The organism is Streptomyces sp. NPDC034037 (assembly GCF_055575715.1).
Map to the genome: position 1 here is coordinate 219,592 of NZ_JBVISC010000006.1, position 25,246 is coordinate 244,837.

Here is a 25,246-nt window from a genome sequence, read left to right on the forward strand (position 1 = left end):
GGGCGCACGCGGAAGTGGACGGCGTCCCCCGCGCCGCGGCGGCCTCGCTCACCCCGAGGTGACCCCCGCGACCAGCTCGTCCGCCGCCGCGTACGGATCGAGCTCCCCCGCCACGATCCGCTCCGCCAGCGAGGACAGCCGCCGGTCCCCCCGCAGGGAGCCGACCCGTTCCCGCAGCGCGGTGACCGCGATCGTCTCGACCTCCCGGGCGGCGCGGGAGACCCGCCGCTCGGCGAGCACCCCCCGCTCCTCCATCCACGCGCGGTGCTTCTCCAGCGCCTCGACGACCTCGTCGATGCCCTCGCCGCGCGCCGCGACCGTCTTCACGATGGGCGGCCGCCAGTCCCCGGGCCCCCGGGACTCCCCGAGGCCGAGCATGTGGTTCAGCTCCCGCGCCGTCGCGTCCGCGCCGTCGCGGTCCGCCTTGTTGACGACGTACACGTCGCCGATCTCCAGGATTCCGGCCTTCGCCGCCTGGATGCCGTCGCCCATGCCGGGCGCGAGGAGGACCACCGAGGTGTCCGCCTGCGAGGCGATGTCGACCTCGGACTGCCCGACGCCGACGGTCTCCACCAGGACGACGTCGCAGCCCGCCGCGTCCAGTACGCGGATCGCCTGCGGGGCGGCCCACGCGAGCCCGCCCAGGTGGCCGCGGGTGGCCATGGAGCGGATGTAGACGCCGGGGTCGGAGGCGTGGTCCGACATGCGCACCCGGTCGCCGAGGAGCGCGCCGCCGGAGAAGGGCGACGAGGGGTCGACCGCGAGCACGCCGACCCGCTTGCCGGCGCGCCGGTAGGCGCTCACGAGGGCGGACGTCGACGTCGACTTGCCGACACCGGGTGACCCGGTGAGCCCGACCACGTACGCGTGTCCGGCCAGGGGAGCGAGCGCCGCCATCACTTCGCGCAGCTGCGGCGACGCCCCCTCGACCAGTGAGATCAGCCGGGCCACGGCCCGCGGCCGGCCCTCGCGGGCCTGCGCCACCAGGGAGGGGACGTCCTGCATGAGACAGCTCCGTTCGCTACGTACGGGACACCGGGCCGCGGGCCCGCGGACCCGGGGCCATCTCGCGGATCCCGGGACTCAGCCCTTGGCCACCTTGACGATGAGGGCGTCGCCCTGACCGCCGCCACCGCACAGGGCGGCCGCGCCCACACCGCCGCCGCGCCGCTTCAGCTCCAGGGCGAGGTGCAGCACCAGGCGTGCGCCGGACATCCCGATCGGGTGACCCAGCGCGATGGCCCCGCCGTTGACGTTCACCTTTTCCGTGGACACGCCGAGGTCCTTCATTGACTGCACCGCGACGGCGGCGAAGGCCTCGTTGATCTCGATGAGATCCAGGTCGGAGACCTCCAGGCCCTCCTTCTTCAGGGCGTGCAGGATGGCGTTGGACGGCTGGGACTGCAGGGAGTTGTCCGGGCCGGCCACATTGCCGTGGGCGCCGATCTCGGCGATCCAGTCGAGGCCCAGCTCCTCGGCCTTGGCCTTGGACATGACGACGACCGCGGCGGCGCCGTCGGAGATCTGCGAGGCGGAGCCCGCCGTGATGGTGCCGTCCTTGGCGAAGGCGGGGCGCAGCTTGCCGAGGGACTCGGCGGTGGTCTCCGGGCGGATGCCCTCGTCCTTGGCGAAGAGCACCGGGTCGCCCTTGCGCTGCGGGATCTCGATCGGGGTGATCTCCGCCTCGAACAGGCCGTTCTTCTGCGCGGCGGCGGCCCGCTGGTGCGAGAGGGCGGCGATCTCGTCCTGCTCCGGACGGGCGATGCCGAGGCGGCCGTTGTGCTTCTCGGTCGACTCGCCCATCGCGACGCCCTCGAAGGAGTCGGTCAGGCCGTCCAGGGCCATGGAGTCGAGCATCTCGATGGCGCCGTACTTGTGGCCCTCGCGGGAGCCGGGGAGCAGGTGCGGGGCGTTGGTCATCGACTCCTGGCCGCCGGCGACGACGACGTCGAACTCGCCGGCGCGGATCAGCTGGTCGGCGAGCGCGATCGCGTCGAGGCCCGAGAGGCACACCTTGTTGACGGTGAGCGCGGGGACGTTCATGGGGATGCCGGCCTTGACGGCGGCCTGGCGCGCCGGGATCTGCCCCGCCCCGGCCTGGAGCACCTGACCCATGATCACGTACTGGACCTGGTCGCCGCCGATGCCCGCGCGGTCCAGCGCGGCCTTGATCGCGAAGCCGCCCAGGTCCGCACCCGAGAAGGACTTCAGGGAGCCGAGGAGGCGGCCCATGGGCGTGCGGGCGCCCGCGACGATCACTGAGGTGGTACCGGACGTTCGAGACATGTGCCACGGCCCCTTGGGAGGAGAGGTTAACGAGGGTTTATCTGAATGTACTGAGCGGTACCCCGCACGTCATCGGGGTGCGGGTGTGATCGCGCGCACGTTGCGTAATCACCCCGTCAAGCGCTGCACTTGAACCATGCTGACGCGAATCGACCACATCGGGATCGCCTGTTTCGACCTCGACAAGACCGTCGAGTTCTACCGGGAGACGTACGGATTCACCGTCTTCCACACCGAGGTCAACGAAGAGCAGGGCGTGCGCGAGGCCATGCTGAAGATCAACGAGACGAGTGACGGGGGCGCCTCCTACCTCCAGCTCCTGGAGCCCACGCGGGACGACTCGGCGGTGGGCAAGTGGCTGGCCAAGAACGGTGAGGGCGTGCACCACATCGCCTTCGGCACGGCCGACGTGGACGGCGACGCCGCCGCCATCAAGGACAAGGGTGTGCGGGTGCTGTACGAGGAGCCGCGCGTCGGTTCCATGGGGTCGCGGATCACCTTCCTCCACCCCAAGGACTGCCACGGAGTCCTCACCGAACTCGTCACTTCGGCGCCCTCGGAGTCACCGACGCACTGACCTCCGTATATCCGGCCCGGTAGGGTTAGTGACCGGCCGTCCGAAGTCGGGGCGGCAGGCTGCCCGAAAGCTGGGCGGCCGCATACCGGGGTCCGGGTTTCGGGGGGCGAGCGTGGGGGCGACGACCCCTGCTCCGCCGTTGATCTGACACCATTCCCCCGGGGGCCTCGTTCGGCGGATGAACGAGGCTCGTTGGAGAGACTTGCGACCAGGAGTGGGGCCTCCCCTGCTCGAGCGCAGCCAAGAGCTCGGGGAAGGATGGGACCGCGCAGTGCGGGGCTACGAACGCCAGGAGAACTCGCGGGCTGAGACCGACAGTCTTTCGCGGTTCGAGGCCGAGATGGACCGGCTGAGGACCGAGCGGGAGAAAGCCGTCCAGCACGCCGAGGATCTCGGCTACCAGGTCGAGGTGTTGCGCGCCAAGCTGCACGAGGCGCGCCGCAACCTCGCGTCCCGCCCTGCCTACGACAGCGCGGACATCGGCTACCAGGCCGAGCAGTTGCTGCGCAACGCGCAGATCCAGGCCGAGCAGCTGCGCGCGGACGCCGAGCGCGAGCTGCGCGACGCGCGCGCGCAGACCCAGCGCATCCTCCAGGAGCACGCCGAGCAGCAGGCCCGGCTCCAGGCCGAACTGCACGCCGAGGCCGTGGCCCGCCGCCAGCAGCTCGACCAGGAGCTGTCCGAGCGCCGGCAGACCGTCGAGTCGCACGTCAACGAGAACGTGGCGTGGGCCGAGCAGCTGCGGGCCCGCACCGAGCAGCAGGCCCGCCGTCTCCTGGACGAGTCGCGCGCCGAGGCCGAGCAGGCGCTGGCCGCCGCCCGCGCCGAGGCCGAGCGAGTCGCCGAGCAGGCCCGCCGCCGCCTGGCGAGTGACGCCGAGTCCGCCCGCGCCGAGGCCGAGGCGATCCTGCGCCGGGCCCGCTCCGACGCCGAGCGCCTGCTGACCGCCGCCTCCACCCAGGCCCAGGAGGCCACCGACCACGCCGAGCAGCTGCGCTCCACCACGGCGACCGAGTCCGAGCAGGCCCGCCGGCAGGCCGCCGAGGCGAGCCGGGCCGCCGAGCAGCGCATGGCCGACGCCGACACGGCGCTGCGCGAGGCGCGGGCCGAGGCCGACAAGCTGCTGGCCGAGGCCAAGGAGAGCGCCGGCAAGCAGCTCGCGGCCGCCGAGGCCGCGGGCGAGCAGCGCACCCGCACCGCCAAGGAGCAGGTCGCCCGCCTCGTCAGCGAGGCCACCAAGGAGGCCGAGTCCGCCAAGTCCGAGGCGCAGCAGCTGATCGCCGACGCCCGCGCGCAGGCCGAGAAGCTCATCGCGGACGCCGCCGAGAAGGCGCGCACGCTCGCCGCCGAGGAGACCGCGGGCCAGCTCGCCAAGGCGGCGCGGACGGCCGAGGAGGTCCTCGACAAGGCCTCCAAGAACGCCAAGGAGACCACGCGGGCCGCCACCGAGGAGGCCGAGCGGATCCGCTCCGAGGCCGAGACGGAGGCCGACCGGCTGCGCGCCGAGGCGCACGACATCGCCGAGGAGCTCAAGGGCGCGGCGAAGGACGACACCAAGGAGTACCGCGCCAAGACCGTCGAGCTGCAGGAGGAGGCGCGCAGGCTGCGCGGCGAGGCCGAGCAGCTGCGGGCCGAGGCGGTCTCCGAGGGCGAGCGCATCCGGGGCGAGGCGCGGCGCGAGGCCCTCAAGGAGATCGAGGAGGCCGCGAAGTCCGCCGAGGAGCTGCTCGCCAAGGCGAAGGCGGACGCCGAGGAGCTGCGTACGGCCGCGACCGCCGACAGCGAGCGGCTGCGCGGCGAGGCGCAGGAGCGGGCGACGAGCCTGCGCGCGCAGGCCGAGGAGACCCTGGAGCGCACCCGCGCGGAGGCCGAGCGGCACCGCGAGGAGGCCGCCGAGCAGGCCGCGAGCACCAGGGCCGAGGCCGAGGAGGCCGCCCGGACGCTGCGCGCGGAGAGCGAGCGGGCCATCGCGGCCCGCCAGGCCGAGGCGGCCGAGGAGCTGACCCGGCTGCACGCGGAGGCCGAGGAGCGTCTGGCCGCCGCCGAGCAGGCGCTGGCCGACGCGCGTTCCGAGGCCGCGCGCATGCGCAAGGAGGCCAAGGAGGAGACGGACCGGCTGCGGGCGGAGTCCGCCGAGCGGATCCGCGCGCTCCAGGCGCAGGCCGAGGCGGAGGCGGAGCGGCTGCGCGACGAGGCCGCCGCCGACGCCTCGCAGGCCCGCGCGGAGGGCGAGGCCCTCGCGGTCCGGCTGCGTTCGGAGGCCGCGGCCGAGGCCGAGCGGCTCAGGACCGAGGCGCAGGAGTCCGCCGACCGCGTGCGCGCGGAGGCCGCGGCCGCCGCCGAGCGGGTGGGCGCGGAGGCCGCCGAGGAGCTGGCCGCCGCCCAGGAGGAGGCCGCCCGGCGCCGCCGCGAGGCCGAGGAGACCCTGGGCTCGGCGCGCGCGGAGGCAGGTCAGGAGCGCGAGCGGGCCCGTGAGCAGAGCGAGGAGCTGCTTGCCTCCGCCCGTAAGCGGGTCGAGGAGGCGCAGGCCGAGGCCGTGCGCCTGGTCGAGGAGGCCGACCGCCGCGCGACGGAGATGGTCTCGGCCGCCGAGCAGACCGCCCAGTCCGTACGGGATTCCGTCGCCGGCCTGCACGAGGCGGCGCAGGAAGAGGTCGCGGGCCTGCGTTCGGCGGCGGAGCACGCCGCGGAGCGCACGAGGACGGAGGCGCAGGAGGAGGCGGACCGGGTCCGCGCCGACGCCCACGCCGAGCGGGAGCGCGCCGCCGAGGACGCCAGCCGCACGCGGCGTGAGGCGGCGGAGGCCTCGGAGGCGGCCAAGGCCCTCGCCGAGCGCACGGTCTCGGACGCGATCGCGGAGGCCGAGCGGATGCGCTCGGACGCCTCGGAGCACGCCCAGCGGGTGCGCACGGAGGCCTCCGACACCATCGCGCAGGCCGAGCAGGACGCCGCCCGCACCCGGGCCGACGCCCGTGAGGACGCCAACCGCATCCGCAGCGACGCGGCCGGGCAGGCCGACACCCTGATCGGTGAGGCCCGCAGCGAGGCCGAGCTGCTGCAGAACGAGACGATCGCGGAGGCCGAGCGGCTCAAGGCGGAGTCCACGGCGCAGGCCGAGCGGCTGCTCGCCGAGTCGACGGAGCGCGCGGAGCGGCTCAAGGCGGAGTCGACCGCCGAGGCCGAGCGGCTGCACGCGGAGTCGACGGAGCGGGCGAAGCGGCTCGAGGCGGAGTCGACCGCGGAGGCCGAGCGGCTCAGGGCCGAGTCGAGCGCCGAGGCCGAGCGGGTCCGCGCGGAGTCGGTGGCCAAGGCGGAGAAGCTCATCTCGGACGCCTCCGGCGACGCGGAGCGGCTGCGCGCGGAGGCCGCCGAGTCGGTCAACTCCGCCCAGCAGCACGCCGAGCGGATCCGCGCCGAGGCCGAGCGGCTCAAGGCGGACGCGGCGCGGGAGGCCGAGCGGCTCACGTCCGAGGCGCGCGAGGAGGCCGAGCGCACCCTGGACGAGGCGCGCCGGGCCGCCAACAAGCGCCGCCAGGAGGCCGCCGAGCAGGTCGACACGCTCATCACCAAGGCGACGGCCGAGGCCGAGAAGGTGACGTCGGACGCCCAGGAGAAGGCGCTGAAGGCGACCACGGACGCCGAGGCGCAGGCCGACACGATGGTCGGCGCGGCCCGCAAGGAGGCCGAGCGGCTGGTCGCCCAGGCGACGGTCGAGGGCAACACGCTGGTGGAGAAGGCCCGTACGGACGCGGACGAGCTGCTCATCGGCGCCCGGCGCGACGCGACCGCCATAAGGGAGCGCTCGGAGGAGCAGCGCGACCGGCTGACCACCGAGATCGAGGAGCTGCACGAGCGCGCGCGCCGGGAGTCGGCCGAGGCGATGAAGTCTGCCGGTGAGCGCTGCGACGCGCTGGTGAAGGCGGCCGAGGAGCAGCTCGCCGAGGCTCAGGCGAAGGCGAAGGAGCTGGTTTCGGACGCCGATTCCGAGGCGGGCAAGGTGCGTATCGCCGCGGTGAAGAAGGCCGAGGCGCTACTGAAGGAGGCCGAGACCAAGAAGGCCTCGCTGGTCGGCGAGGCCGAGCGGATCAAGGCCGAGGCCGAGGCCGAGGCGACGCGCACGGTCGAGGAGGGCAAGCGTGAGCTGGAGGTCCTGATGCGGCGCCGCGAGGACATCAACGCGGAGATCTCCCGTGTCCAGGACGTGCTGGAGGCGTTGGAATCCTTTGAGGCCCCGACGGGCGGGGCGAAGTCCTCGTCGGGCGGCGGCTCCGGTGGGGGCGGCGTCAAGGCGGCGGCCGCGGCCGGATCTACTCGTTCGGGTGGCAAGACGTCAGAGGGGTAGCGAAAGAGGGCCTACCGTGCTTGTGAGGACCTTCGGCCCTGTCGCTGGCAAGTCCTCTGACGTCTTGCCACTCAAAAGGGGTGTCATTCTCCAGATCAAACAGGCATCTGCTCGATGACACGCCGCCTGGACCCCTAGGATTCCCTCTATCACCTCACCGGTCTCATTCGACAGGAACCCCATGAGCGACACTTCCCCCTACGGCTTCGAGCTTGTGCGGCGTGGGTACGACCGCGCTCAGGTGGACGAACGTATCTCCAAGCTCGTCTCCGACCGTGACAACGCTCTCGCCCGTATCACTGCTCTGGAAAAGCGCATCGAGGAGCTGCACCTCGAAACGCAGAACGCCCAGGCCCAGGTCGCCGACGCCGAGCCGTCGTACGCCGGACTCGGGGCGCGCGTCGAGAAGATCCTCCGTCTCGCGGAGGAGGAGGCGAAGGACCTGCGCGAGGAGGCCCGTCGCGCGGCCGAACAGCACCGCGAGCTGGCCGAGTCCGCGGCGCAGCAGGTGCGCAACGACGCCGAGTCGTTCGCCTCCGAGCGCAAGGCGAAGGCCGAGGACGAGGGCGTCCGGATCGTCGAGAAGGCCAAGGGCGAGGCGAACACCCTGCGGGCCGAGGCCCAGAAGGACGCGCAGTCCAAGCGGGAGGAGGCGGACGCCCTCTTCGAGGAGACGCGCGCCAAGGCCGCCCAGGCCGCCGCCGACTTCGAGACGAATCTCGCCAAGCGGCGCGACCAGTCCGAGCGCGACCTGGCCTCCCGTCAGGCCAAGGCGGAAAAGCGCCTCGCGGAGATCGAGCACCGTGCGGAGCAGCTGCGCCTTGAGGCGGAGAAGCTGCGGACCGACGCCGAGCGTCGCGCCCGGCAGACGGTGGAGACGGCGCAGCGTCAGGCCGAGGACATCGTCGCCGACGCCAACGCCAAGGCGGACCGCATCCGCTCGGAGTCCGAGCGGGAGCTCGCGGCGCTCACCAACCGGCGCGACTCCATCAACGCGCAGCTCACCAATGTGCGGGAGATGCTGGCCACCCTCACCGGTGCGGCGGTCGCCGCCGCGGGTACGCCCGCGGAGGACGAGCCGATCTCCCGTGGGGTGCCGGCTCAGCAGACGCGCTGAGGCCGTGCTCGTCACAGCCCCCTGCCGTCGCTGAGTGGCAGGGGGCTTTGAGCCGTTTTAGCGTTGCCGCATGATCGAGCTCGACGGGCTGACCAAGCGGTACGGCGAGAAGGTGGCCGTCAACAACCTCACCTTCACCGTCTCCCCCGGCATCGTCACCGGTTTCCTCGGTCCGAACGGCGCGGGGAAGTCCACCACGATGCGGATGATGCTCGGGCTCGACAACCCGTCGGCCGGCGATGTCCGCATCGACGGCCAGCACTACTCCCGGCTGCGGGACCCGCTGAAGCACATCGGTGCCCTCCTCGACGCCAAGGCCATGCACGGCGGGCGCAGCGCCTTCAACCATCTGCTGTGCCTCGCGCAGAGCAACGGCATCCCGCGCGGCCGCGTCGGCGAGGTCCTCGACACCGTCGGGCTGAGTGCCGTCGCCAGGAAGAAGGCCAAGGGCTTCTCGCTCGGCATGGGCCAGCGCCTGGGCATCGCGGGCGCACTGCTCGGCGACCCCGAGATCCTGATGTTCGACGAGCCGGTCAACGGCCTCGACCCCGAGGGCATCCACTGGATCCGCAACCTCATGAAGTCGCTGGCCGCCCAGGGGCGTACGGTCTTCGTCTCCTCGCACCTGATGAGCGAGATGGCGTTGACCGCCGACCACCTCGTCGTCATCGGCCAGGGCCGCCTCCTCGCCGACACGTCGATGTCCGACTTCATCCGGCGGAACTCCCGCTCGTACGTACGTCTGCGCTCCCCGGAGCACGAACGGCTCCTGGACGTGCTGCACCAGGCGGGTGTCACCGCCGTGGCGGCGGACGGCGGCGGCGTGGAAGTGGACGGTACGACCTCGGAGCGGCTCGGTGAACTCGCCGCGGCGCACGGGCTCGTCCTGCATGAGCTGAGTCCGCAACAGGCCTCGCTGGAAGAGGCGTTCATGCGGCTCACCGCGGAGTCGGTCGAGTACCACGCGCACTCCGGCCCCACCGGTGCGAGCCCGGCGGCCCCGCCGGCCCCGCCGGCCCCGGCGGCGCCCGGCTGGGGCGCGGGCTGGCAGCAGCGCCGGAAGGGGGCCTGAGCGATGGCCGCGACACAGGTACTGAAGTCGGAGTGGACGAAGATCCGCTCGGTGTCCTCGACCGTGTGGACGCTCGGTCTCGCCGCCGTCGTCACGATCGCGCTCGGCATGTTGATCAGCATCCTGTCCAAGAACGACTACGACAGCCTCGACGCCAAGGAGAGGCTGAGCTTCGACCCGACCTTCATCAGCTTCGCCGGGATGTCGCTCGGCCAGCTCGCGATGATCGTCTTCGGGGTGCTCGTCGTCTCCAACGAGTACAGCACCGGGATGATCCGCACCTCGCTCGCGGCCGTGCCCCAGCGCGGCACGTTCCTGTTCGGCAAGGTGCTCGTGGCCACCCTGCTCGCCCTCGTGGTGGGCCTGGCCACCAGCTTCGTCACGTTCTTCGTCGGGCAGGCGATGCTCGGCCCGTACAAGGCGCAGATCGGCGACCCCGGGGTGCTGCGGGCCGTCATCGGCGGAGGGCTCTACATGACCCTCATCGCGATGTTCTCGATGGGCGTGGCGGCGATGCTGCGCAGCCCGATGCTGTCGCTGGGCATCCTGATGCCGTTCTTCTTCATCATCTCCAACATCCTGGGCAACGTGTCGGCCACCAAGAAGATCGGCCGCTTCCTGCCCGACCAGGCCGGCAGCAAGATCATGCAGGTCAGGACCCCGTTCGACGACGACACGCCCTACGGCCCCTGGGGTGGCCTGGTGATCATGGTGGCGTGGGTGGCGGCGGCGCTCCTGGGCGGCTACGCCGCCCTGAAGAAAAGGGACGCGTAGGGGACACCGGCCAGCACCGGCGTAAGAGGGCCGCCGCCCCTTTACCCGCTCTTGGGTGGAACCGTCAGCTCCCCGTTATCCTCCTAACCCTTACGGGGGCGTGTGCCCCGACGTCCTGAACCATTCGATGGGTGCGGAGAATGATCGAGGCAGTCGGCCTGACGAAGCGCTACGGCGCCAAGACAGCCGTGTACAACCTTTCCTTCCAGGTGCGGCCCGGTACCGTCACCGGCTTCCTCGGGCCCAACGGCTCCGGCAAGTCGACGACGATGCGCATGATCCTCGGGCTCGACGCCCCCACCACGGGGCAAGTGACGATCGGCGGTTACCCGTACCGCAAGCTCCCCAACGCGCCCCGCCAGGTCGGCGCCCTGCTCGACGCCAAGGCCGTGCACGGCGGCCGGCACGCCCGCAACCACCTGCTGTGCCTCGCACAGCTCTCCGGCATCCCGGCCCGCCGGGTCGACGAGGTGCTCGGCGTCGTCGGACTCCAGGACGTGGCGAAGAAGCGCTCCAAGGGCTTCTCGCTCGGCATGGGCCAGCGCCTCGGCATCGCGGCGGCGCTCCTCGGCGACCCGCAGGTGCTGCTCTTCGACGAGCCGGTCAACGGCCTCGACCCCGAAGGCATCCTCTGGGTCCGCAACCTGATGAAGTCCCTCGCCGCCGAGGGCCGCACGGTCTTCGTGTCGTCGCACCTCATGAGCGAGATGGCCCTCACCGCCGAGCACCTGATCGTGATCGGCCGCGGCCAGCTCCTCGCCGACATGAGCGTCAAGGACTTCATCTCGCACAACTCCGCCGACTTCGCGCGGGTGCGCACACCGGACACCGACCCCCAGCAGCGCGAGAAGCTGACGGCCGCGCTGACCGAGGCCGGCGGCCAGGTCCTGCCCGAGCAGGACGGCGCGCTGCGCGTGACCGGTCTGCCGCTCCCCCGCATCAGCGACCTCGCCCACGGCGCCGACGTACGCCTGTGGGAGCTGTCCCCGCACCAGGCCTCGCTGGAGGAGGCGTACATGCGGATGACACAGGGCGCCGTCGACTACCGCTCGACGGCCGACCAGCTCGCGGGCTTCCAGCAGCAGCCGCCCCCGGGCGCCCTGCCGCCCGGCGCCCTGCCGCAGGGCCCGCTGCCGGTGCCCGGCCAGGGCCAGCCCGGCTGGTACGCCCCGCCGCCGCCCCAGCAGGGCGGCCACCCCTTCGCGACCCAGCAGCCGCAGGCCGGCCCCGGGGCACCGAACCCCTACGCCACCGCCCCGCAGCCGCCGGCCACCCCCGCCCCCGCCTCCGCGCCCGAGACGACCAAGCGCGCCACCGACAACGAGGATGCCCCCCGATGACCACGCCTGAGACTCCGCAGCAGCAGCCGCAGGCGCAGCAGGCCCCGCAGCACCAGCCGGCGTACGCCCAGGCCGGCGCTCCCCCGCAGGGCGCCCCGATGGGCGCGCCGGCGGCTCCCCCGCCCGCCGCCCCGGCGCCGCCCTCCGCCTGGCAGCAGGCCATGGCCAACGCCTACACCTCGCCGATCCCGGTGAAGAAGACGCACCTCGGCAACGCCCTCGCCTCCGAGTGGACGAAGATCAAGTCGGTCCGCTCCACGATGTGGACGCTCGGCGTCTTCGTCGCCCTGGTCGTCGGCATCGGCCTGGCCGCCGCCGCGCAGACCACCCCCGAGGACTACGCGGACGTGCCGTTCACCATCCCGGCGTTCTTCGGCCTCATGCTGGGCCAGATCTGCCTGATCACGCTCGGCGTCCTGGTGACGTCGTCGGAGTACGGCACGGGCATGATCCGTACGACGTTCACCGCCTCCCCGCAGCGCTACCGGGTGCTGGCCGCGAAGGTCGTGGTCTTCTTCGTGACGGCCTTCGTCGTCTCCGCCGGTTCCATCCTGCTGGTGGGCCTCGCGGCCTCGTCGATGAACAGCGGCCCGGGCGCCGGCGACCTGCCGTGGGCGGGCACGGTCTTCAAGGGCGGCCTGTACGTCTCGCTGCTCGGGGTCCTCGCGCTGGCCGTGGGCTCCATGCTGCGGCACTCCGCGGGCGCCATCACCGCGATGCTCGGCCTGGTCCTCGTCCCGGCGATCCTGCCCGCCTTCCTGATGATCTGGCGGAGCACGCAGTCCCTGGCCGAGAAGATGACGGACTACAACGCCATCAACTCCCTCGCGATGATCTTCGGGGCGGACGGCGCGGACGGCGCCACGGGCACCTCCCAGCTGATGGTGCTGGTCGTGGTGACGGCGATCGCACTCGGCGGCGCCTTCGCCCTTCTGGAGAAGCGCGACGTGTAGTCGGCGCGCCGCGGCCGGCTAGTACCTCGGCGCGTTACGGGACCGCTGCACCCGCGTGGTGCGGCGGTCCTTCGCGTTCCAGCACGCCTTGTGCCAGTGCCTGCGCTCGTCCACCCCGGAGTGCTCCGGCCAGGCCACCACGTGCGCCAGGGACGAGGGGATCTCCTGGTCGCACCCGGGGCAGCGGTACCGCTTGCCCGGCGAGGCGGCGCCCGCCACATGGCGTACGCTCCACTGCTCGCCCTGCCAGGTCTCGGCGTTCTGGAATCCGCCGTAGCGTCCCGAGGACTCCGCGTCCAGGGACGCCCTCGGCTCTGCGGTGCCCTTGGGGCGGTTGCGACGCGGGGACACAGGACACCTCACGGCTGTACGGCGATCAGGAGGATGACCAGCCTACGCGTCGTCCCACCGGGTACTCCTCCCGTGCCCACTCCCGCGGGCCCCACCGCGCCGCGCGGAAAATCCAACAATCTTCCTGCCAGGCCGTGCCTTTGGCACGTGTCACGCGTTGTTGCCCGTGGGGAGTGCCTGCGTCGGTGCCAAGGAGGCAGGAGTTCGATGCGTGTAGGTAGTTTTGTGCTGGCCGCCCAATTCCCCGGACAGGGGCAGGGGGAAGCGCTGCACCGAGCGGTGCGGTCCGCCGAAGTGGCCGAGGAGGCGGGGCTCGACTCGGTCTGGCTCGCCGAGCACCACTTCGTGCCGTACGGCACCTGCCCGTCGGCGGTGACCCTGGCCGCGCTGCTCCTGGGGCGCACCCGCCGGATCCGGGTCGGCACCGCCGTGAGCGTGCTGCCGACCGTCCACCCGGTCGCGCTCGGCGAGCAGAGCGCCCTGCTCCACATCACCTCCGGCGGCCGCTTCTCGCTCGGTGTCGGGCGGGGCGGGCCGTGGGTGGACCTGGAGGTGTTCGGGGCGGGCCTCGACGCGTACGAGAAGGGCTTCCCCGACTCCCTCGACCTGCTGCTCAGGTGGCTGGGCGAACCACGGGTCGGGAGCACGGGCGGGCGGTTCCCCTTCCGCGAGGTCGCCGTCGTACCCCGCCCGCAGGAGGCGCTGAACGGACAGGGCGACAGCGGCCCCGAGGTGATCCTGGCCTGCACCTCGCCGTCCAGTGTGCGGCTGGCCGCGCAGCGCGGTCTGCCGATGCTGCTCGGCATGCACGTCGGGGACGAGGAGAAGGCCGAAATGGTGGCCCTGTGGAACCGGCACGCGCGCGCCGCCGGGCATACGCCGGAGGAAATCGCCGCCGCCGCGCACATCTCCGCCGGAGTGGCGCAGATCGCGGACCGGCGCCTCGACGCGGCCGAGACCCTGCAGAAGGCCATGCCGGGCTGGCTCAGGCACGGTCTGGACGCCCATGTCACGGTCGACGGCCGCCGCCGCCCCATGCGGGACCCGGTGGCGTACACCGAGCTGCTCTGCGCACTGCACCCCGTCGGCACCCCGCGGATGTGCGCGGACCGCCTGGCCGCCACGTCGGAGCGCACGGGCATCACGCGCTTCGCCCTGCTCGTCGAGGGCTCGGGCGACCTCGCGGCCACCGAGGAGAACGTACGAAGGCTCGGGGCCGAGGTGCTGCCCCACCTCGGCTGAGCGCCGGGCATCGCGCGAAGACGGGAGCTGCCGCTCCGGACTGACACACCTCCCGCGTACGGAGCGGCAGCAACAAGCGTCAGCAGTCCCGCAGTTCGGGCGACTGGTTGAGCAGCTGGCCCCGGATCGAGGTGAAGCGGGCAAGCCTGTCGTCCACCGAGGAATCCAGCGGGAACACCGCCACACGGTGGCAGTTCTGGAATGCCAGACGCACTCCGAAGTGCCGCTGCAGAGCACCGCGAATCGCGTCACTCGCGAGCGCGCGCAGCAGCTGTCCACGTGCCTGCTCGTCCGGGGGCGGCGTCTGGTTGTCGGCGAACTGTCCGCCGTCGACCTTCAGCTGGGCCACCAGGGAGCTGATCATCTCCCATGCGTAAGGCAGGGAGGTCCGGACGCAGTCGACGAAAGCTGCTTCGTCCACCTCGCCTCGCTCGGCCTGTTCCAACAGTGCCGGTGAGACGTCGAGCGACATGGGTTCTCCTCTCGCACCCCCGTCGAGCGAGGGCTTACGGACAGGGATGGAGTCCGCATACGCAGCGTGCACGGATGGCGACCTCCCGCTTCTACGGTAGGCAACGCGAGAGGAGCGCACCAGGAGATTGGACGCATAACCGGCCAGGATCGAAGGGTTCATCGGCGGACAAGTCGTGCGGCCCGCCCCGCTCCCCCGGGCCGTGGGCGGGCGAATCGCGCGCACCGCCTCCAGTCGAGTAGCGTTGCGCCCCATGCGTCTCGTCATTGCCCGATGCTCCGTGGACTACGCGGGCCGGCTCACCGCCCATCTCCCCTCGGCGCCCCGCCTGATCCTCGTGAAGGCGGACGGCAGCGTCTCCATCCACGCGGACGACAGGGCCTACAAGCCCCTCAACTGGATGTCCCCGCCCTGCACGTTGAAGGAGGGATCAGGGGACGACGCCGGTGTGTGGACCGTCGTGAACAAGGCGGGCGAGAAGCTCATCATCACGATGGAGGAAGTGCTGCACGACTCCTCGCACGAACTGGGTGTGGACCCCGGCCTCATCAAGGACGGCGTGGAAGCGCACCTCCAGGAGCTGCTCGCCGACCGGATCGAGACACTCGGTGAGGGATATTCGCTCATCCGCCGCGAGTACATGACGGCGATCGGCCCCGTGGACATCCTGTGCCGGGACGCCGACGGGCAGACGGTCGCCGTGGAGATCAAGCGGCGCGGGGAGATCGACGGCGTCGAGCAGCTGACCCGCTATCTGGAGCTGCTCAACCGCGACCCGCACCTGGCGCCCGTCCGCGGCATCTTCGCCGCCCAGGAGATCAAGCCGCAGGCCCGCGTCCTGGCCACGGACCGCGGCATCGGCTGCACGGTCCTGGACTACAACGCCCTGCGCGGCATCGAGGACGACAAGCTGCGGCTGTTCTGAGAGCCGCCACGCACAGGTGACAGGTGACGAAGGGGCCGGGTCCTGCGGGACCCGGCCCCTTCGTCATGAGGCGCTCGCCTGCTTCGAGGTGCCGGTCGAGGCGGGCGGGGAGTCGCTGGAGGGCGTGGCCGGCGGCGGCTCGTCGGTGGTCGGCGGGTCCGTCGGGTCGGTGGGCCGGGCCGTAGTGGGCGGGTCCGTCGGCTTGTCGGTCGGCTTCTCCGTCGGCTTGTCGGTGGGCTTGTCCGAGGGCTTGCCGGTCGGTGTGCCGCTGGGTTTGCCGCTCGGCTCCTCCGACGGCTCGCCGCTCGCGCTCGGCCTGCCCGAGGGCGCGCCGCTGGCCGAGGGCTTCGGGTCGTCGGCGGTGCCGACCACGCCGTCCTCGCCGGGGCCGCCGGGGCGGGTCGGGGAGCCCTGCCACGGCTCGTCGGCGGTCGGCCCGCCGTCGTCGTCGTGGTCCTCCCGCGCCGACTGCTCCGTGCGGACGCGGTGGTCTTCGGGGTGGTCGTCGTCGGATGTGGCGCCGAGGGTGACGACGGTGCCGAGCACGGCGGCGAGCAGCGCTCCGGCTCCCGCGGCGACGAGGTTGCGGCGGGTGCCCCGCAGGAGGGAGCGGCGGCCGGGCGCGGAGCCGGCGACGGCGGGCGAGGCCGTGCTGGCGACCAGCGTGTCCGGCTCGGCGGAGGCGGGGGGCGGTGCGGGCGGCGCCGGCAGCGCGAACGGGGCGGGGACTGCGCTCGGGGGCGGCGCCGATTCCTCGTGGCGCGCGCCCGGCACATCCTCGCCCGCGGTCGTGCGCCCGCCGGGCAGCGGGCCGCCCGAGCAGTCGGTGACCAGGGCGAGCGCCCGGCGCCCGGAGATCGCGCCCCGCTTGTCGGCGAGGGCGCCGCGCAGCCCGATGGAGGCCTCCAGCTCGGCGCGGGCCCGGTCGAGCCGCCCGCCGCAGAGCGCGAGGATCCCCAACTCGTGGTGGAAGTAGGCCTCTTCGGCGACCTCCCCGGCGTTGCGCGCCGCCTCCAGGCCACAGCGCAGCGCGCGTTCCCAGGCGCCCCAGCGCAGTGCGCCGGCGAAGGCGGGCGCGGCCGTGCGGGCCAGCAGCACCGCGGTGCCGCTCTCCGCGGTGACCAGGGCGCCCAGGGCGGCCAGCACGGCGTCCGCCTCGGCGGCGACCCGCTCGGGGGTGACCGAGGGGTGGCCGGCCCACCAGGCGTAGTGCCGGGCGGCGGTCCTGGCGTACTCGGCGGCGGCGTCGCCGTAGCCGGCGTCCTCCAGCTGCGCGCGTACGCCGGCGGCGAGGCGGTGGCGTGTGCCGGCCGGGGTGACCAGGGCGCAGCCGACCAGTTCGGCGAGGGCCGCGTCGGCGTGGGTGTCGCCGACGAGGGCGGGCAGGTGGGCCTGGTGGGGCAGTTCGCCGCCGAGGGCCACGGCGAACCTCAGGGTGGCGCGGGCCGAGGGGCTGAGGCGTGCGGCGAGCAGGGCGGCGGGCGCGGCTCCCTCGGCGAGCGAGGGCAGCGGGGCCTCGGCGTCGTCGGGGGTCTCGGCGGCGCGGCCGTCCTCCTCGCCGGCGTGCGGGTCGGCGCGCGGCTGGTCGCGTCGGCGCAGCAGGGCGCCCGCCTGGGCGAAGTGCAGCGGCAGGCCCTCGGACGCGAACCACAGGTCGCCGGCCCAGTGGGCCTCCTCGTCGGCGAGGACGCGGCCGGCGGCGCGCTCCAGGAGCTCCAGGCTGCTGCCGCGGCCGAGGCCGCCGAGGAAGACCTCTTCGAGGTGGGAGTCGGCCGACGGGGCGGCGACGTCGGGCGTGGCGGCGAGGAGGAAGGCGCACTCGGGCGTCGCGTCGAGCAGTTCGTCGAGGGCGGTGCCGCCGAACTCCAGGTCGTCCAGGACGACGACGGCGCCGATGTCGCGGACGAGGTCGAGCAGCAGGGCGCGGTCGGGGCGGTGCAGGGGTGTGTCGTAGACGGTCGCGCAGAGGTCGTGGAGCAGCTCCGTGACGGTCCTGCGGTGGCCGGAGAGGCGGACGACGCCGTCGGGGGCGAGGTCCGCGCAGGCGTCGGCGACGGCGCCCAGCAGCGCCGTGCGGCCCGATCCGGCGGGTCCGGTGAGCCGCACCGAGCGACCGTGCGAGAGGAGCCGTACGAGGCGCTCACGCTCCTCCTCGCGCTCCAGGAGGGGCGGCGCGGGCAGCGCGGGGCCGGGCGGCACGGGCGGCAGTGCGGCGCGGCGCAGCTCCTCGCGGTCGGCGGCGGTGCGCCGAGTGGGCCGCCGCGGCCGCTCCCCGGGCGGGCAGGGCTCTATCTCGCTGCCGTCGACGGGGTTGACGGTGAGCAGGAAGTCGCCCGAGACGAGCCGGACGGTGCGGGCGAGCGCGGGCTGTCCGAGGTCGGGCGTCAGCGGGTCGCGCGGGTGCGCGGCGTCGTCGTGCTCGTCGCCACCGCCACCGTGGCCGTACTCTTCGGGTTCCCGGTTCATCGGGTCCATGATCCCAGCCCCCCAGATGCGTGGTGTGCAGAGCCCCTTCCGGCCTTCGTGCACACTGCGCTGTCGCTTCTGGTCCGGTGCCCCCGCGCGGGTCCGTCCATCGGCGGGCGTGGGAACCCTAGACCTCGGCCAGTATCTCCGAGTGGGCGGGGTGCCGCCCCGCCCGAGACGTCACGGTCTCGTGAGGATTGCGTGGGAGGTTCTGTTCGAGACCTGTGGTGCGGTTCAGGACTTGCGGTGCGGTTCAGGCCTGGAGGTGCGGTTCAGGCCCTGGGGAGCGGTTCGACGCCGATGCCGCCCTCGATGGCGAGGATGCGGTGCAGTCTCGTCGCGACGAGCAGGCGCTGCATCTGGGGCGGCACGTGGCGCAGGACGAGTCTGCGTCCGCACCGTCCCGCGCGCCGGTGCGCGCCCATGATCACGCCGAGCCCCGTGGCGTCCCACGAGTCGAGTTCGGACAGGTCGAGCACCAGGTCGCCGGCCCCGTCGTCGACGGCCGAGTGCAGGACCGTACGGGCGTCCGCCGCGCTACGTACGTCGAGGCGTCCCCCGACGACCAGCTGGGCCTGGTCGCCCTTGATGTGCATATGCGCTCCCCGAGAGTGCTGAGTCGGCTGTGACGTCTGAGCCGTACGTCGTCGTCTGCGTATGTCACTGCAACTGACTGCCGCGTGGGACAGGAAGTTGCCGTCTGTAAGCGAACCGATACCGAATTCACTCCGAGGGGTGACCCAGCGGGCGACGAATCGTCGGACGAGGCGTCAGCGGGCGTACACGGGTGCCGGTCAGTGCTTGTAGAAGCCCTGCCCGCTCTTGCGTCCGATGTCACCGGCGTCAACCATCCGGCGCATCAGCTCGGGCGGTGCGAACTTCTCGTCCTGGGACTCCGTGTAGATGTTGCTCGTGGCGTGCAGCAGGATGTCGACGCCGGTGAGGTCGGCGGTCGCCAGCGGGCCCATGGCGTGGCCGAAGCCGAGCTTGCAGGCGATGTCGATGTCCTCGGCGCTGGCGACGCCCGACTCGTAGAGCTTGGCGGCCTCCACGACGAGCGCGGAGATCAGACGGGTCGTCACGAAGCCGGCGACGTCGCGGTTGACGACGATGCAGGTCTTGCCGACGGACTCGGCGAAGTCCTTGGTGCGGGCGAGCGTTTCGTCGCTGGTCTTGTAGCCGCGTACCAGCTCGCACAGCTGCATCATGGGGACCGGCGAGAAGAAGTGGGCGCCCACGACGCGCTCCGGGCGCTCCGTGACGGCCGCGATCTTGGTGATCGGGATGGCGGAGGTGTTGGAGGCGAGCACCGCGTCGTCGCGCACGAGCTTGTCGAGCGCGCGGAAGATCTCGTGCTTGACCTCCAGCTTCTCGAAGACGGCCTCGACCACGATGTCCGCGTCGGCGACGGCGTCCAGGTCGGTGGTCGTGGTGATGCGCCCGAGCGCGGCCTCGGCGTCCTCGGCGGCGAGCCTGCCCTTGCCGACGAACTTGTCGTACGACGCCTTGATCCCGTCAGTGCCCCGGGTCAGCGCCTCGTCGGTGACGTCGCGCAGGACGACGTCCCAGCCCGCCTGGGCGGATACCTGAGCAATGCCCGACCCCATGAGTCCGGCTCCGATGACGGCGACCTTGCGTGCCACTCCGACTCCCCTACCGCTTGTCCCGCTTGGCTCACACGCTGTTCACGCGAGCCTCTTCAGCGGACATTAGCGGCCGTGAGGGCGCCTGTGGCGGCGAAGAGATGCGCGTCACGTCTCAACTGACGGACATCACACCGATACGCGTCACCCGGCCGCGCGCGTCGCGTAGTTGAGGACCTTCTCACCGAGGAGGTCCGCCATCTCGTCCAGCAGGGCGAGCCCCTCGCGGGAGACCTCGGCGACCTCGCGGCCCTTGGCCATCTCGTCGCCGATGCGGCTCATGAGCGTGGTGTGGAGCCAGGAGAGCTGCCCCGCGACGAGCGCGGGCAGGGGGTCGCCGTCGGCGGCGCCGGCCTCCTCGGCGAGGGTCGCGGCAAGGTTGTCGAGGGCTTCCTGCTGGATGGCCCAGAGGCGGGAGCGCAGCGGCGGCGCCTCGGTGATGACCTTCATGAAGTCGGCCCAGCCGGTGACGAGCCCGACGGCCGGCGAGGCGCTCTCGACGTCGGTGCGCAGCTCGCGCAGGACCGCGTCGGCGGCAGACTCCCCCGCGCGGCGGCCGCGCACATGGCGGGAGAGCCGGTCGACGGCGTCCGCGCCCCGGTCGAGGAAGAGGTCCTCCTTGGCCGGGAAGTAGTTGTAAACCGTGTTGACCGAGACGTCCGCGGCCTCGGCGATCTCGGCGATGGTCACCGCCATGAAGCCGTGCTCCAGGAAGAGCCCGGTCGCGATGTCCGAGATCCGCTGCTTCATCTGCCGCTTCTTGCGCTCCCTGAGCCCCTCAGCCATGCCGCCATCTTAGGCACTCTGAAAACTTGGGGGGATTGCAAAATTACAGGCACTCTGTTTTTGTGGTCTCTATGCCCATCATCAGCACCGCCGGGCTCGCCCGGACCTTCCGCACGAAGAGCGGACCCGTCGAGGCCGTGCGCGGCATCGACCTGACCGTCCAGCAGGGCGAGATCCTCGGCTTCCTCGGCCCGAACGGCGCCGGCAAGACGACGACGCTGCGCATGCTCACCACCCTGCTCGCGCCCACCGGCGGCGCCGCCACCGTCGCCGGGTGCGACCTCGCCGCCGACCCCGCCGGGGTGCGGCGCAGCATCGGCTACGTCGCGCAGTCCGGCGGCGTCGACCCGAGCGTCTCCGTGCGCGAGGAGCTGATCACCCAGGGGCGCCTGTACCGCCTGCCCAAGGCACGGGCCGAGGAGCGGGCCGAGGAGCTGGCGCGCGACCTCGGCCTGGGCGAGCTGATGGAGCGCACCTGCGGCGCGCTCTCCGGCGGCCAGCGCCGGCGCCTGGACATCGCCCTCGGCCTCACGCACCGGCCGGACGTGCTCTTCCTGGACGAGCCGACCACCGGCCTCGACCCGGGCAGCCGCGCCGACCTGTGGGCGCTGGTGCGCCGGCTGCGCGACGAGCACGGCACGACGGTCTTCCTCACCACGCACTACCTGGACGAGGCCGACGCGCTCTCCGACCGGCTCGTCGTCGTCGACAAGGGGGTGGTGGTCGCCGAGGGCACGCCGAGCGCGCTGAAACTCCGGTACGGCGGCTCGATCGACGCCTCTCTCCAGGACACCTTCCTCGCCATCACCGGGCGCGCTCCCGCGCCCAAGGACACGGCCCCCGTCGCCGTCTGACCCCCAGGACCTCCCCCATGCCCGCACTGCTCCCCGACACCGCGCTGATCTTCGGGCGGTACGCCCGGCAGACCCTGCGCTCCAAGTTCCAGATCCTCTTCGGCGTCCTGACGCCCCTGCTCTACCTGCTCTTCTTCGGGCCGCTCCTCACCGACCTGCCACTGGGCTCCGAGGGCGACTCCTGGCAGGTGCTCGTCCCCGGGCTGCTGCTCCAGCTCGGCCTCTTCGGCGCCACGTTCAGCGGTTTCGCGCTCATCATCGAAAAGCAGTTCGGCGTGGTGGAGCGGATGCGGGTCACCCCCGTCAGCCGCCTCGCGCTGCTGCTCGGCCGGATCCTGCGCGACGCCGCGCTCTTCGTCTTCCAGGCGGTGCTGCTGGTGCTCGCCGCGCTGGCGATGGGGCTCAGGGCGCCGCTCGGCGGCATCCTCATCGGGTTCGCGTTCGTGGCGCTGCTGAGCGCCTCGCTCGCCTCGCTCTCGTACGCGCTGGCCATGAAGCTCGGCAAGGCGCACGAGTTCGGACCGGCCGTGAACGCCATCAGCATGCCCTCGATGCTGCTCTCCGGCCTGATGCTGCCGATGGCGCTCGCGCCGACCTGGCTCGACGTCCTGTCGCACTTCATGCCGTTCCGCTACCTGGTCGACGCCATGCGGGCCGGCTACGTGGGCGACTACGCGAGCACCACCATGCTGTACGGCGCCCTGACGGCCCTCGCCTTCGGCCTGCTGTCCGTGACGGTGGGCACACGGGTCTACAAGAAGGCCGGCGCGTAACTACGCTGGCCGCATGGTCAATCTGACGCGCATCTACACCAGGACCGGCGACCAGGGGACGACGGCCCTCGGGGACATGAGCCGCACCGCCAAGACCGACCCGCGGATCGCGGCGTACGCCGACACCAACGAGGCCAACGCGGCCATCGGCACGGCCGTCGCGCTCGGCCGGCTCGACGAGGCGGTCGTAAAGGTTCTGGCGCGGATCCAGAACGACCTCTTCGACGTGGGCGCCGACCTGTCCACGCCGGTCGTCGCGGAACCGAAGTACCCGCCGCTGCGCGTCGAGCAGTCGTACATCGACAAGCTGGAGGCGGACTGCGACCGCTTCCTTGAGGAGCTGGAGAAGCTGCGCAGCTTCATCCTGCCGGGCGGCACGCCGGGCGCGGCGCTGCTGCACCAGGCCTGCACGGTGGTGCGGCGGGCCGAGCGCTCCACGTGGGCCGCGTTCGAGACCCACGGCGAGACGATGAACCCGCTCACGGCGACCTACCTCAACCGCCTCTCCGACCTCCTGTTCATCCTGGCCCGCACGGCCAACAAGGAGGTCGGGGACGTGCTGTGGGTGCCGGGCGGCGAGCGCTAGGGCGTCTCAGACCCCGGCCGGCCGCTCCCCGTCCCGTTCGCCCGGGGCCGGGGCCCGCTTGGGGAAGAGCGCGTAGCTGAGCGCGATCAGGCCGTGCAGGCCCGCCGTCCGCCAGGCCGTGTGCATCCACGCCTCCAGCGACGAGGTGCGGCCGGGGTCGTCCACGTACCACATGGCGAGCAGCAGCAGCCCGCTGGCGACGGCCGCCGCGACGACGGTGCCGAGCCACACCTTGGCCTCGTGGACGGCGCGGGCCCTGCCGTGGCGCGGCGGGCGCGGCACCGGCGTGCCCTCGAAGCGGTGCGCCGCGTGGCCGTCGAGCCACTTCACCGTGCGGTGGCCGTGGCCCACGGTGTAGCCGATGTACAGCGCGGCCAGGCCGTGCTTCCAGCTCGGCTCGGCGCCGTTCTTCAGGTCGACGGCGGTCACGACGAGGAGGACGACCTCCAGCAGCGGCTCGCAGAGCAGGAGCGCGATGCCGAGGCGCGGCATCCGCAGCGGGTAGCGGGCGGCGAGGCCCGCCGCGAGCAGCACCCAGAAGCCGACCTCGCAGACGACGATCAGCGTGACGATCACGGTTCGCTCCTCTCGCTCGCCTCTCCAGGCTCCCTCGGTGGCGGGCCGGGATCGTCGTCGTCAGTGACGAAGTGGGACTGCATCCTTCGATGTAGCGGGCGGTTCCTCCCCCAGGACCAGGCACGCGGTCCTGACTGCGTGTTGGATGGAGGGCATGGCCCTGTCCCCGCCCCGCCCGCAGCGCGTCGACGTGCAGATCGCCGTCGTCAGCCTGCTCAGCGGGCTCGCGCTGTGGGCGCTCGGCCTGCACATGCAGACGGACCGGCTGCTCGGCGCCGACTGGACGCTGATCCCGCTCCTCGCCCTCGCCGCGCTCGAACTGCTGCGCAGCAGCATGCCCCAGACCGCCCTGGTCCTCGCCACCTGCGCGCTGGTGTTCGACCAGTTCACGACGGGCAACCTCGCCTCGGTGATGATGTTCACCGACATCATGTACGCCGCCGTCGTCTACGGGACCCCCGCCGCCGCCCGCCGCATCCCGCTGACCACCGGAGCCATCACGGTCGCGGTGACGCTCGGCCTGCTCGCGTGGTGGCGTGAGCCCGACGCCGTGCTCGTCGGGGTGCTGACCGGCATCGTGTCGTTCGGCCCCGCCGCCACCGGCTCCCTGGTGCGCAACCACCGCGAGGCCGCCGCCGCGGCGAGGCTGCGGGCCGAGCAGACCGCGCTGCTCGCCGAGATGGACCGCGTCCAGGCGGTCACGGCCGAGCGCGCCAGGATGGCCCGCGAACTGCACGACATGGTCGCCAACCACCTCTCGGCGATCGCCATCCACTCCACGGCCGCGCTCTCCCTGGACGACCCGGCCACCAGCAAGGACGCCCTCGCCGTCATCCGGGAGAACAGCGTCGAGGGGCTGGCCGAGATGCGCCGGCTCATCGGCATCCTGCGCGACGACAGCGGCGACCTGGAACCGGCCGCGGCCCCCACCCTGGACGGCCTCACCGCCCTGATCGACGGGGCCCGCACCAACGGCCTGGACGTCGCCCTGGAGGACACGCGCCCCCCGCGGGGCCCCGAACTGCCCGCTCCGGTCGGGCTGGCCGCGTACCGCATCGTCCAGGAATCCCTGACGAACGCCCTCAAACACGCCTCGCCCGGCCGGGTCACCGTGCGCCTCACCCAGGAGCCCCGCGCCCTGAAGGTCCGCGTCACCAGCCCGTACGACGCCCCGGCCGGGCCCCGCGCCCCCGGCTCGGGAGCCGGCCTCGTCGGCATGCGCGAGCGCACCGAACTGCTCGGCGGCACCTTCGAGTCGGGCCCCGAGAACAGCCACGACGGCATGGCATGGACCGTCTCCGTGACCCTGCCCGTCGACCCCGCGGACGAAGGAGCCAAGGAATGATCCGGGTGTTGGTCGCCGAGGACCAGTCAGCCGTACGCGCGGGACTCGTCCTGATCCTGCGCAGCGCGCCCGACATCGAGGTGGTCGGCGAGGCGGCCGACGGCGAGCAGGCGGTGGCGCTCGCCCGCGAGCTGCGCCCCCACCTGATCCTGATGGACATCCAGATGCCGCGCCTGGACGGGGTGGCGGCGACCCGCCAGGTGGTCGCCGAGGGGCTCGCGGACGTCCTCGTCCTGACCACGTTCGATCTCGACGAGTACGTCTTCGGGGCGCTGCGCGCGGGCGCCTCGGGATTCCTGCTGAAGAACACCGAGGCGAAGGACCTCCTCGAAGGGGTCCGCACGGTCGCGCGCGGCGAAGGGCTGATCGCCCCGGCCGTCACCCGCCGGCTGATCGCCGAGTTCGCCGCCCCCCGCAGGCCCCCGCGCGGCCACGGCGCCGCGGACCCGGCCGTCCTGGAGAGCCTCACCCGGCGCGAGCGCGAGGTGCTGTCCTGCATCGGGGAGGGGCTGTCGAACGCGGAGATCGCGGACCGTCTCGCCATGGCGGAGGCGACGGTGAAGACCCATGTGAGCCGCATGCTCGCGAAGCTCGAGCTGCGCAGCCGGGTCCAAGCGGCCGTGCTGGCACAGGAGTTGGGCGTCTGATCGCGGCCCCGGCGAACCGGGCGATCAGCGACTGATCACTCCGGACCGGCACAATCCGGCCAATGGTTCAGACCTCTTGACCCGCTGGTCCAGACCTTTCTATTCTCGCCGCACTGCGG

23 protein-coding genes are annotated in these 25,246 nt (G+C 72.5%); 14 read left to right on the plus strand and 9 right to left on the minus strand.

All coding sequences use genetic code 11. The features are described 5' to 3' along the window. Positions 1–48: 48 nt before the first annotated feature. Positions 49–1,005: a methylmalonyl Co-A mutase-associated GTPase MeaB gene (gene meaB, locus ACZ516_RS22165; RefSeq protein WP_358590051.1), complete on the minus strand. Its 957-nt coding sequence runs from the start codon at positions 1,003–1,005 to the stop codon at positions 49–51. Between the two features lie 78 nt (positions 1,006–1,083). Then, positions 1,084–2,286: an acetyl-CoA C-acetyltransferase gene (locus ACZ516_RS22170; RefSeq protein WP_358590049.1), complete on the minus strand. Its 1,203-nt coding sequence runs from the start codon at positions 2,284–2,286 to the stop codon at positions 1,084–1,086. Between the two features lie 136 nt (positions 2,287–2,422). Between ACZ516_RS22170 and mce the strand changes: the two genes are divergently transcribed. The 7 genes from mce to ACZ516_RS22205 all read left to right on the plus strand — a co-directional run bounded on the left by mce (position 2,423) and on the right by ACZ516_RS22205 (position 12,461). Beyond that, positions 2,423–2,863: a methylmalonyl-CoA epimerase gene (gene mce, locus ACZ516_RS22175; protein WP_358590046.1), complete on the plus strand. Its 441-nt coding sequence runs from the start codon at positions 2,423–2,425 to the stop codon at positions 2,861–2,863. Positions 2,864–3,134: 271 nt separating this feature from the next. Continuing rightward, positions 3,135–7,205: a polarized growth protein Scy gene (gene scy / locus ACZ516_RS22180; protein ID WP_469011450.1), complete on the plus strand. Its 4,071-nt coding sequence runs from the start codon at positions 3,135–3,137 to the stop codon at positions 7,203–7,205. Positions 7,206–7,386: 181 nt separating this feature from the next. Continuing rightward, complete coding sequence (locus tag ACZ516_RS22185) at positions 7,387–8,322, plus strand: coiled-coil domain-containing protein (RefSeq protein WP_358589423.1); 936 nt, start codon at positions 7,387–7,389, stop codon at positions 8,320–8,322. Positions 8,323–8,392: 70 nt separating this feature from the next. Then, the gene (locus ACZ516_RS22190; protein WP_469011451.1) at positions 8,393–9,394 is read left to right on the plus strand and encodes an ABC transporter ATP-binding protein; all 1,002 of its coding nucleotides are present in this window, start codon (positions 8,393–8,395) and stop codon (positions 9,392–9,394) included. 3 nt (positions 9,395–9,397) lie between these two features. Then, positions 9,398–10,168: an ABC transporter permease gene (locus tag ACZ516_RS22195; protein WP_358589429.1), complete on the plus strand. Its 771-nt coding sequence runs from the start codon at positions 9,398–9,400 to the stop codon at positions 10,166–10,168. A 140-nt stretch (positions 10,169–10,308) separates the two neighbouring features. Next, a complete protein-coding gene (locus tag ACZ516_RS22200) occupies positions 10,309–11,508 on the plus strand; it encodes an ABC transporter ATP-binding protein (RefSeq protein ID WP_469011452.1) in 1,200 nt (399 codons plus the stop codon). 98 nt (positions 11,509–11,606) lie between these two features. Further along, positions 11,607–12,461, plus strand: a complete 855-nt coding sequence (locus ACZ516_RS22205; protein WP_469011608.1) for an ABC transporter permease — start codon at positions 11,607–11,609, stop codon at positions 12,459–12,461. Positions 12,462–12,479: 18 nt separating this feature from the next. Here ACZ516_RS22205 and ACZ516_RS22210 read toward each other — a convergent pair whose 3' ends face one another. Next, a complete protein-coding gene (locus ACZ516_RS22210; protein WP_358589434.1) occupies positions 12,480–12,812 on the minus strand; it encodes an ATP/GTP-binding protein in 333 nt (110 codons plus the stop codon). A 207-nt stretch (positions 12,813–13,019) separates the two neighbouring features. Here ACZ516_RS22210 and ACZ516_RS22215 point away from each other — a divergent pair, with 207 nt between their 5' ends. Beyond that, on the plus strand, positions 13,020–14,054 hold the full coding sequence (locus ACZ516_RS22215; protein WP_469011453.1) for an LLM class flavin-dependent oxidoreductase: 1,035 nt from the start codon (positions 13,020–13,022) through the stop codon (positions 14,052–14,054). A 79-nt stretch (positions 14,055–14,133) separates the two neighbouring features. On the opposite strand, the gene ACZ516_RS22220 is transcribed toward ACZ516_RS22215, so the two are convergent. After that, a complete protein-coding gene (locus ACZ516_RS22220; protein ID WP_358589439.1) occupies positions 14,134–14,526 on the minus strand; it encodes an SCO5389 family protein in 393 nt (130 codons plus the stop codon). 253 nt (positions 14,527–14,779) lie between these two features. Here ACZ516_RS22220 and nucS point away from each other — a divergent pair, with 253 nt between their 5' ends. Then, positions 14,780–15,451: an endonuclease NucS gene (gene nucS, locus ACZ516_RS22225; RefSeq protein WP_125515138.1), complete on the plus strand. Its 672-nt coding sequence runs from the start codon at positions 14,780–14,782 to the stop codon at positions 15,449–15,451. A gap of 63 nt (positions 15,452–15,514) precedes the next feature. Here nucS and ACZ516_RS22230 read toward each other — a convergent pair whose 3' ends face one another. The 4 genes from ACZ516_RS22230 to ACZ516_RS22245 form a co-directional block, all read right to left on the minus strand. Further along, entirely contained in the window at positions 15,515–17,926 is a 2,412-nt protein-coding gene (locus ACZ516_RS22230; protein WP_469011454.1) for an ATP-binding protein, read from the minus strand. Between the two features lie 263 nt (positions 17,927–18,189). Beyond that, positions 18,190–18,513 (minus strand): STAS domain-containing protein, encoded by a 324-nt coding sequence (locus tag ACZ516_RS22235; protein WP_358585142.1) that lies wholly within the window; start codon positions 18,511–18,513, stop codon positions 18,190–18,192. A gap of 198 nt (positions 18,514–18,711) precedes the next feature. Next, positions 18,712–19,560 carry a 3-hydroxyacyl-CoA dehydrogenase family protein gene (locus tag ACZ516_RS22240; protein ID WP_469011455.1) on the minus strand — a complete coding sequence of 283 codons (849 nt, stop codon included), beginning with the start codon at positions 19,558–19,560 and terminating at the stop codon, positions 18,712–18,714. Between the two features lie 144 nt (positions 19,561–19,704). Beyond that, a complete protein-coding gene (locus tag ACZ516_RS22245) occupies positions 19,705–20,346 on the minus strand; it encodes a TetR/AcrR family transcriptional regulator (protein ID WP_361079363.1) in 642 nt (213 codons plus the stop codon). 71 nt (positions 20,347–20,417) lie between these two features. Here ACZ516_RS22245 and ACZ516_RS22250 point away from each other — a divergent pair, with 71 nt between their 5' ends. The 3 genes from ACZ516_RS22250 to ACZ516_RS22260 are packed head-to-tail and all read left to right on the plus strand — an operon-like array spanning position 20,418 to position 22,559. Then, positions 20,418–21,200, plus strand: a complete 783-nt coding sequence (locus ACZ516_RS22250) for an ABC transporter ATP-binding protein (RefSeq protein ID WP_469011456.1) — start codon at positions 20,418–20,420, stop codon at positions 21,198–21,200. A 17-nt stretch (positions 21,201–21,217) separates the two neighbouring features. Further along, entirely contained in the window at positions 21,218–21,973 is a 756-nt protein-coding gene (locus ACZ516_RS22255; RefSeq protein WP_361079367.1) for an ABC transporter permease, read from the plus strand. A gap of 13 nt (positions 21,974–21,986) precedes the next feature. After that, entirely contained in the window at positions 21,987–22,559 is a 573-nt protein-coding gene (locus ACZ516_RS22260; protein WP_469011457.1) for a cob(I)yrinic acid a,c-diamide adenosyltransferase, read from the plus strand. Between the two features lie 6 nt (positions 22,560–22,565). Here the strand turns inward: ACZ516_RS22260 and ACZ516_RS22265 are convergent, their stop codons facing one another. Beyond that, the gene (locus ACZ516_RS22265; protein WP_469011458.1) at positions 22,566–23,135 is read right to left on the minus strand and encodes a hypothetical protein; all 570 of its coding nucleotides are present in this window, start codon (positions 23,133–23,135) and stop codon (positions 22,566–22,568) included. 154 nt (positions 23,136–23,289) lie between these two features. Here ACZ516_RS22265 and ACZ516_RS22270 point away from each other — a divergent pair, with 154 nt between their 5' ends. Then, positions 23,290–24,480: a sensor histidine kinase gene (locus ACZ516_RS22270; RefSeq protein ID WP_469011459.1), complete on the plus strand. Its 1,191-nt coding sequence runs from the start codon at positions 23,290–23,292 to the stop codon at positions 24,478–24,480. After that, positions 24,477–25,127, plus strand: coding sequence for a response regulator transcription factor (locus ACZ516_RS22275; protein WP_358911696.1), 651 nt, complete (start codon positions 24,477–24,479; stop codon positions 25,125–25,127). Before ACZ516_RS22270 ends, ACZ516_RS22275 begins: the two co-directional genes overlap by 4 nt. The last annotated feature ends 119 nt before the right edge of the window (positions 25,128–25,246 follow it).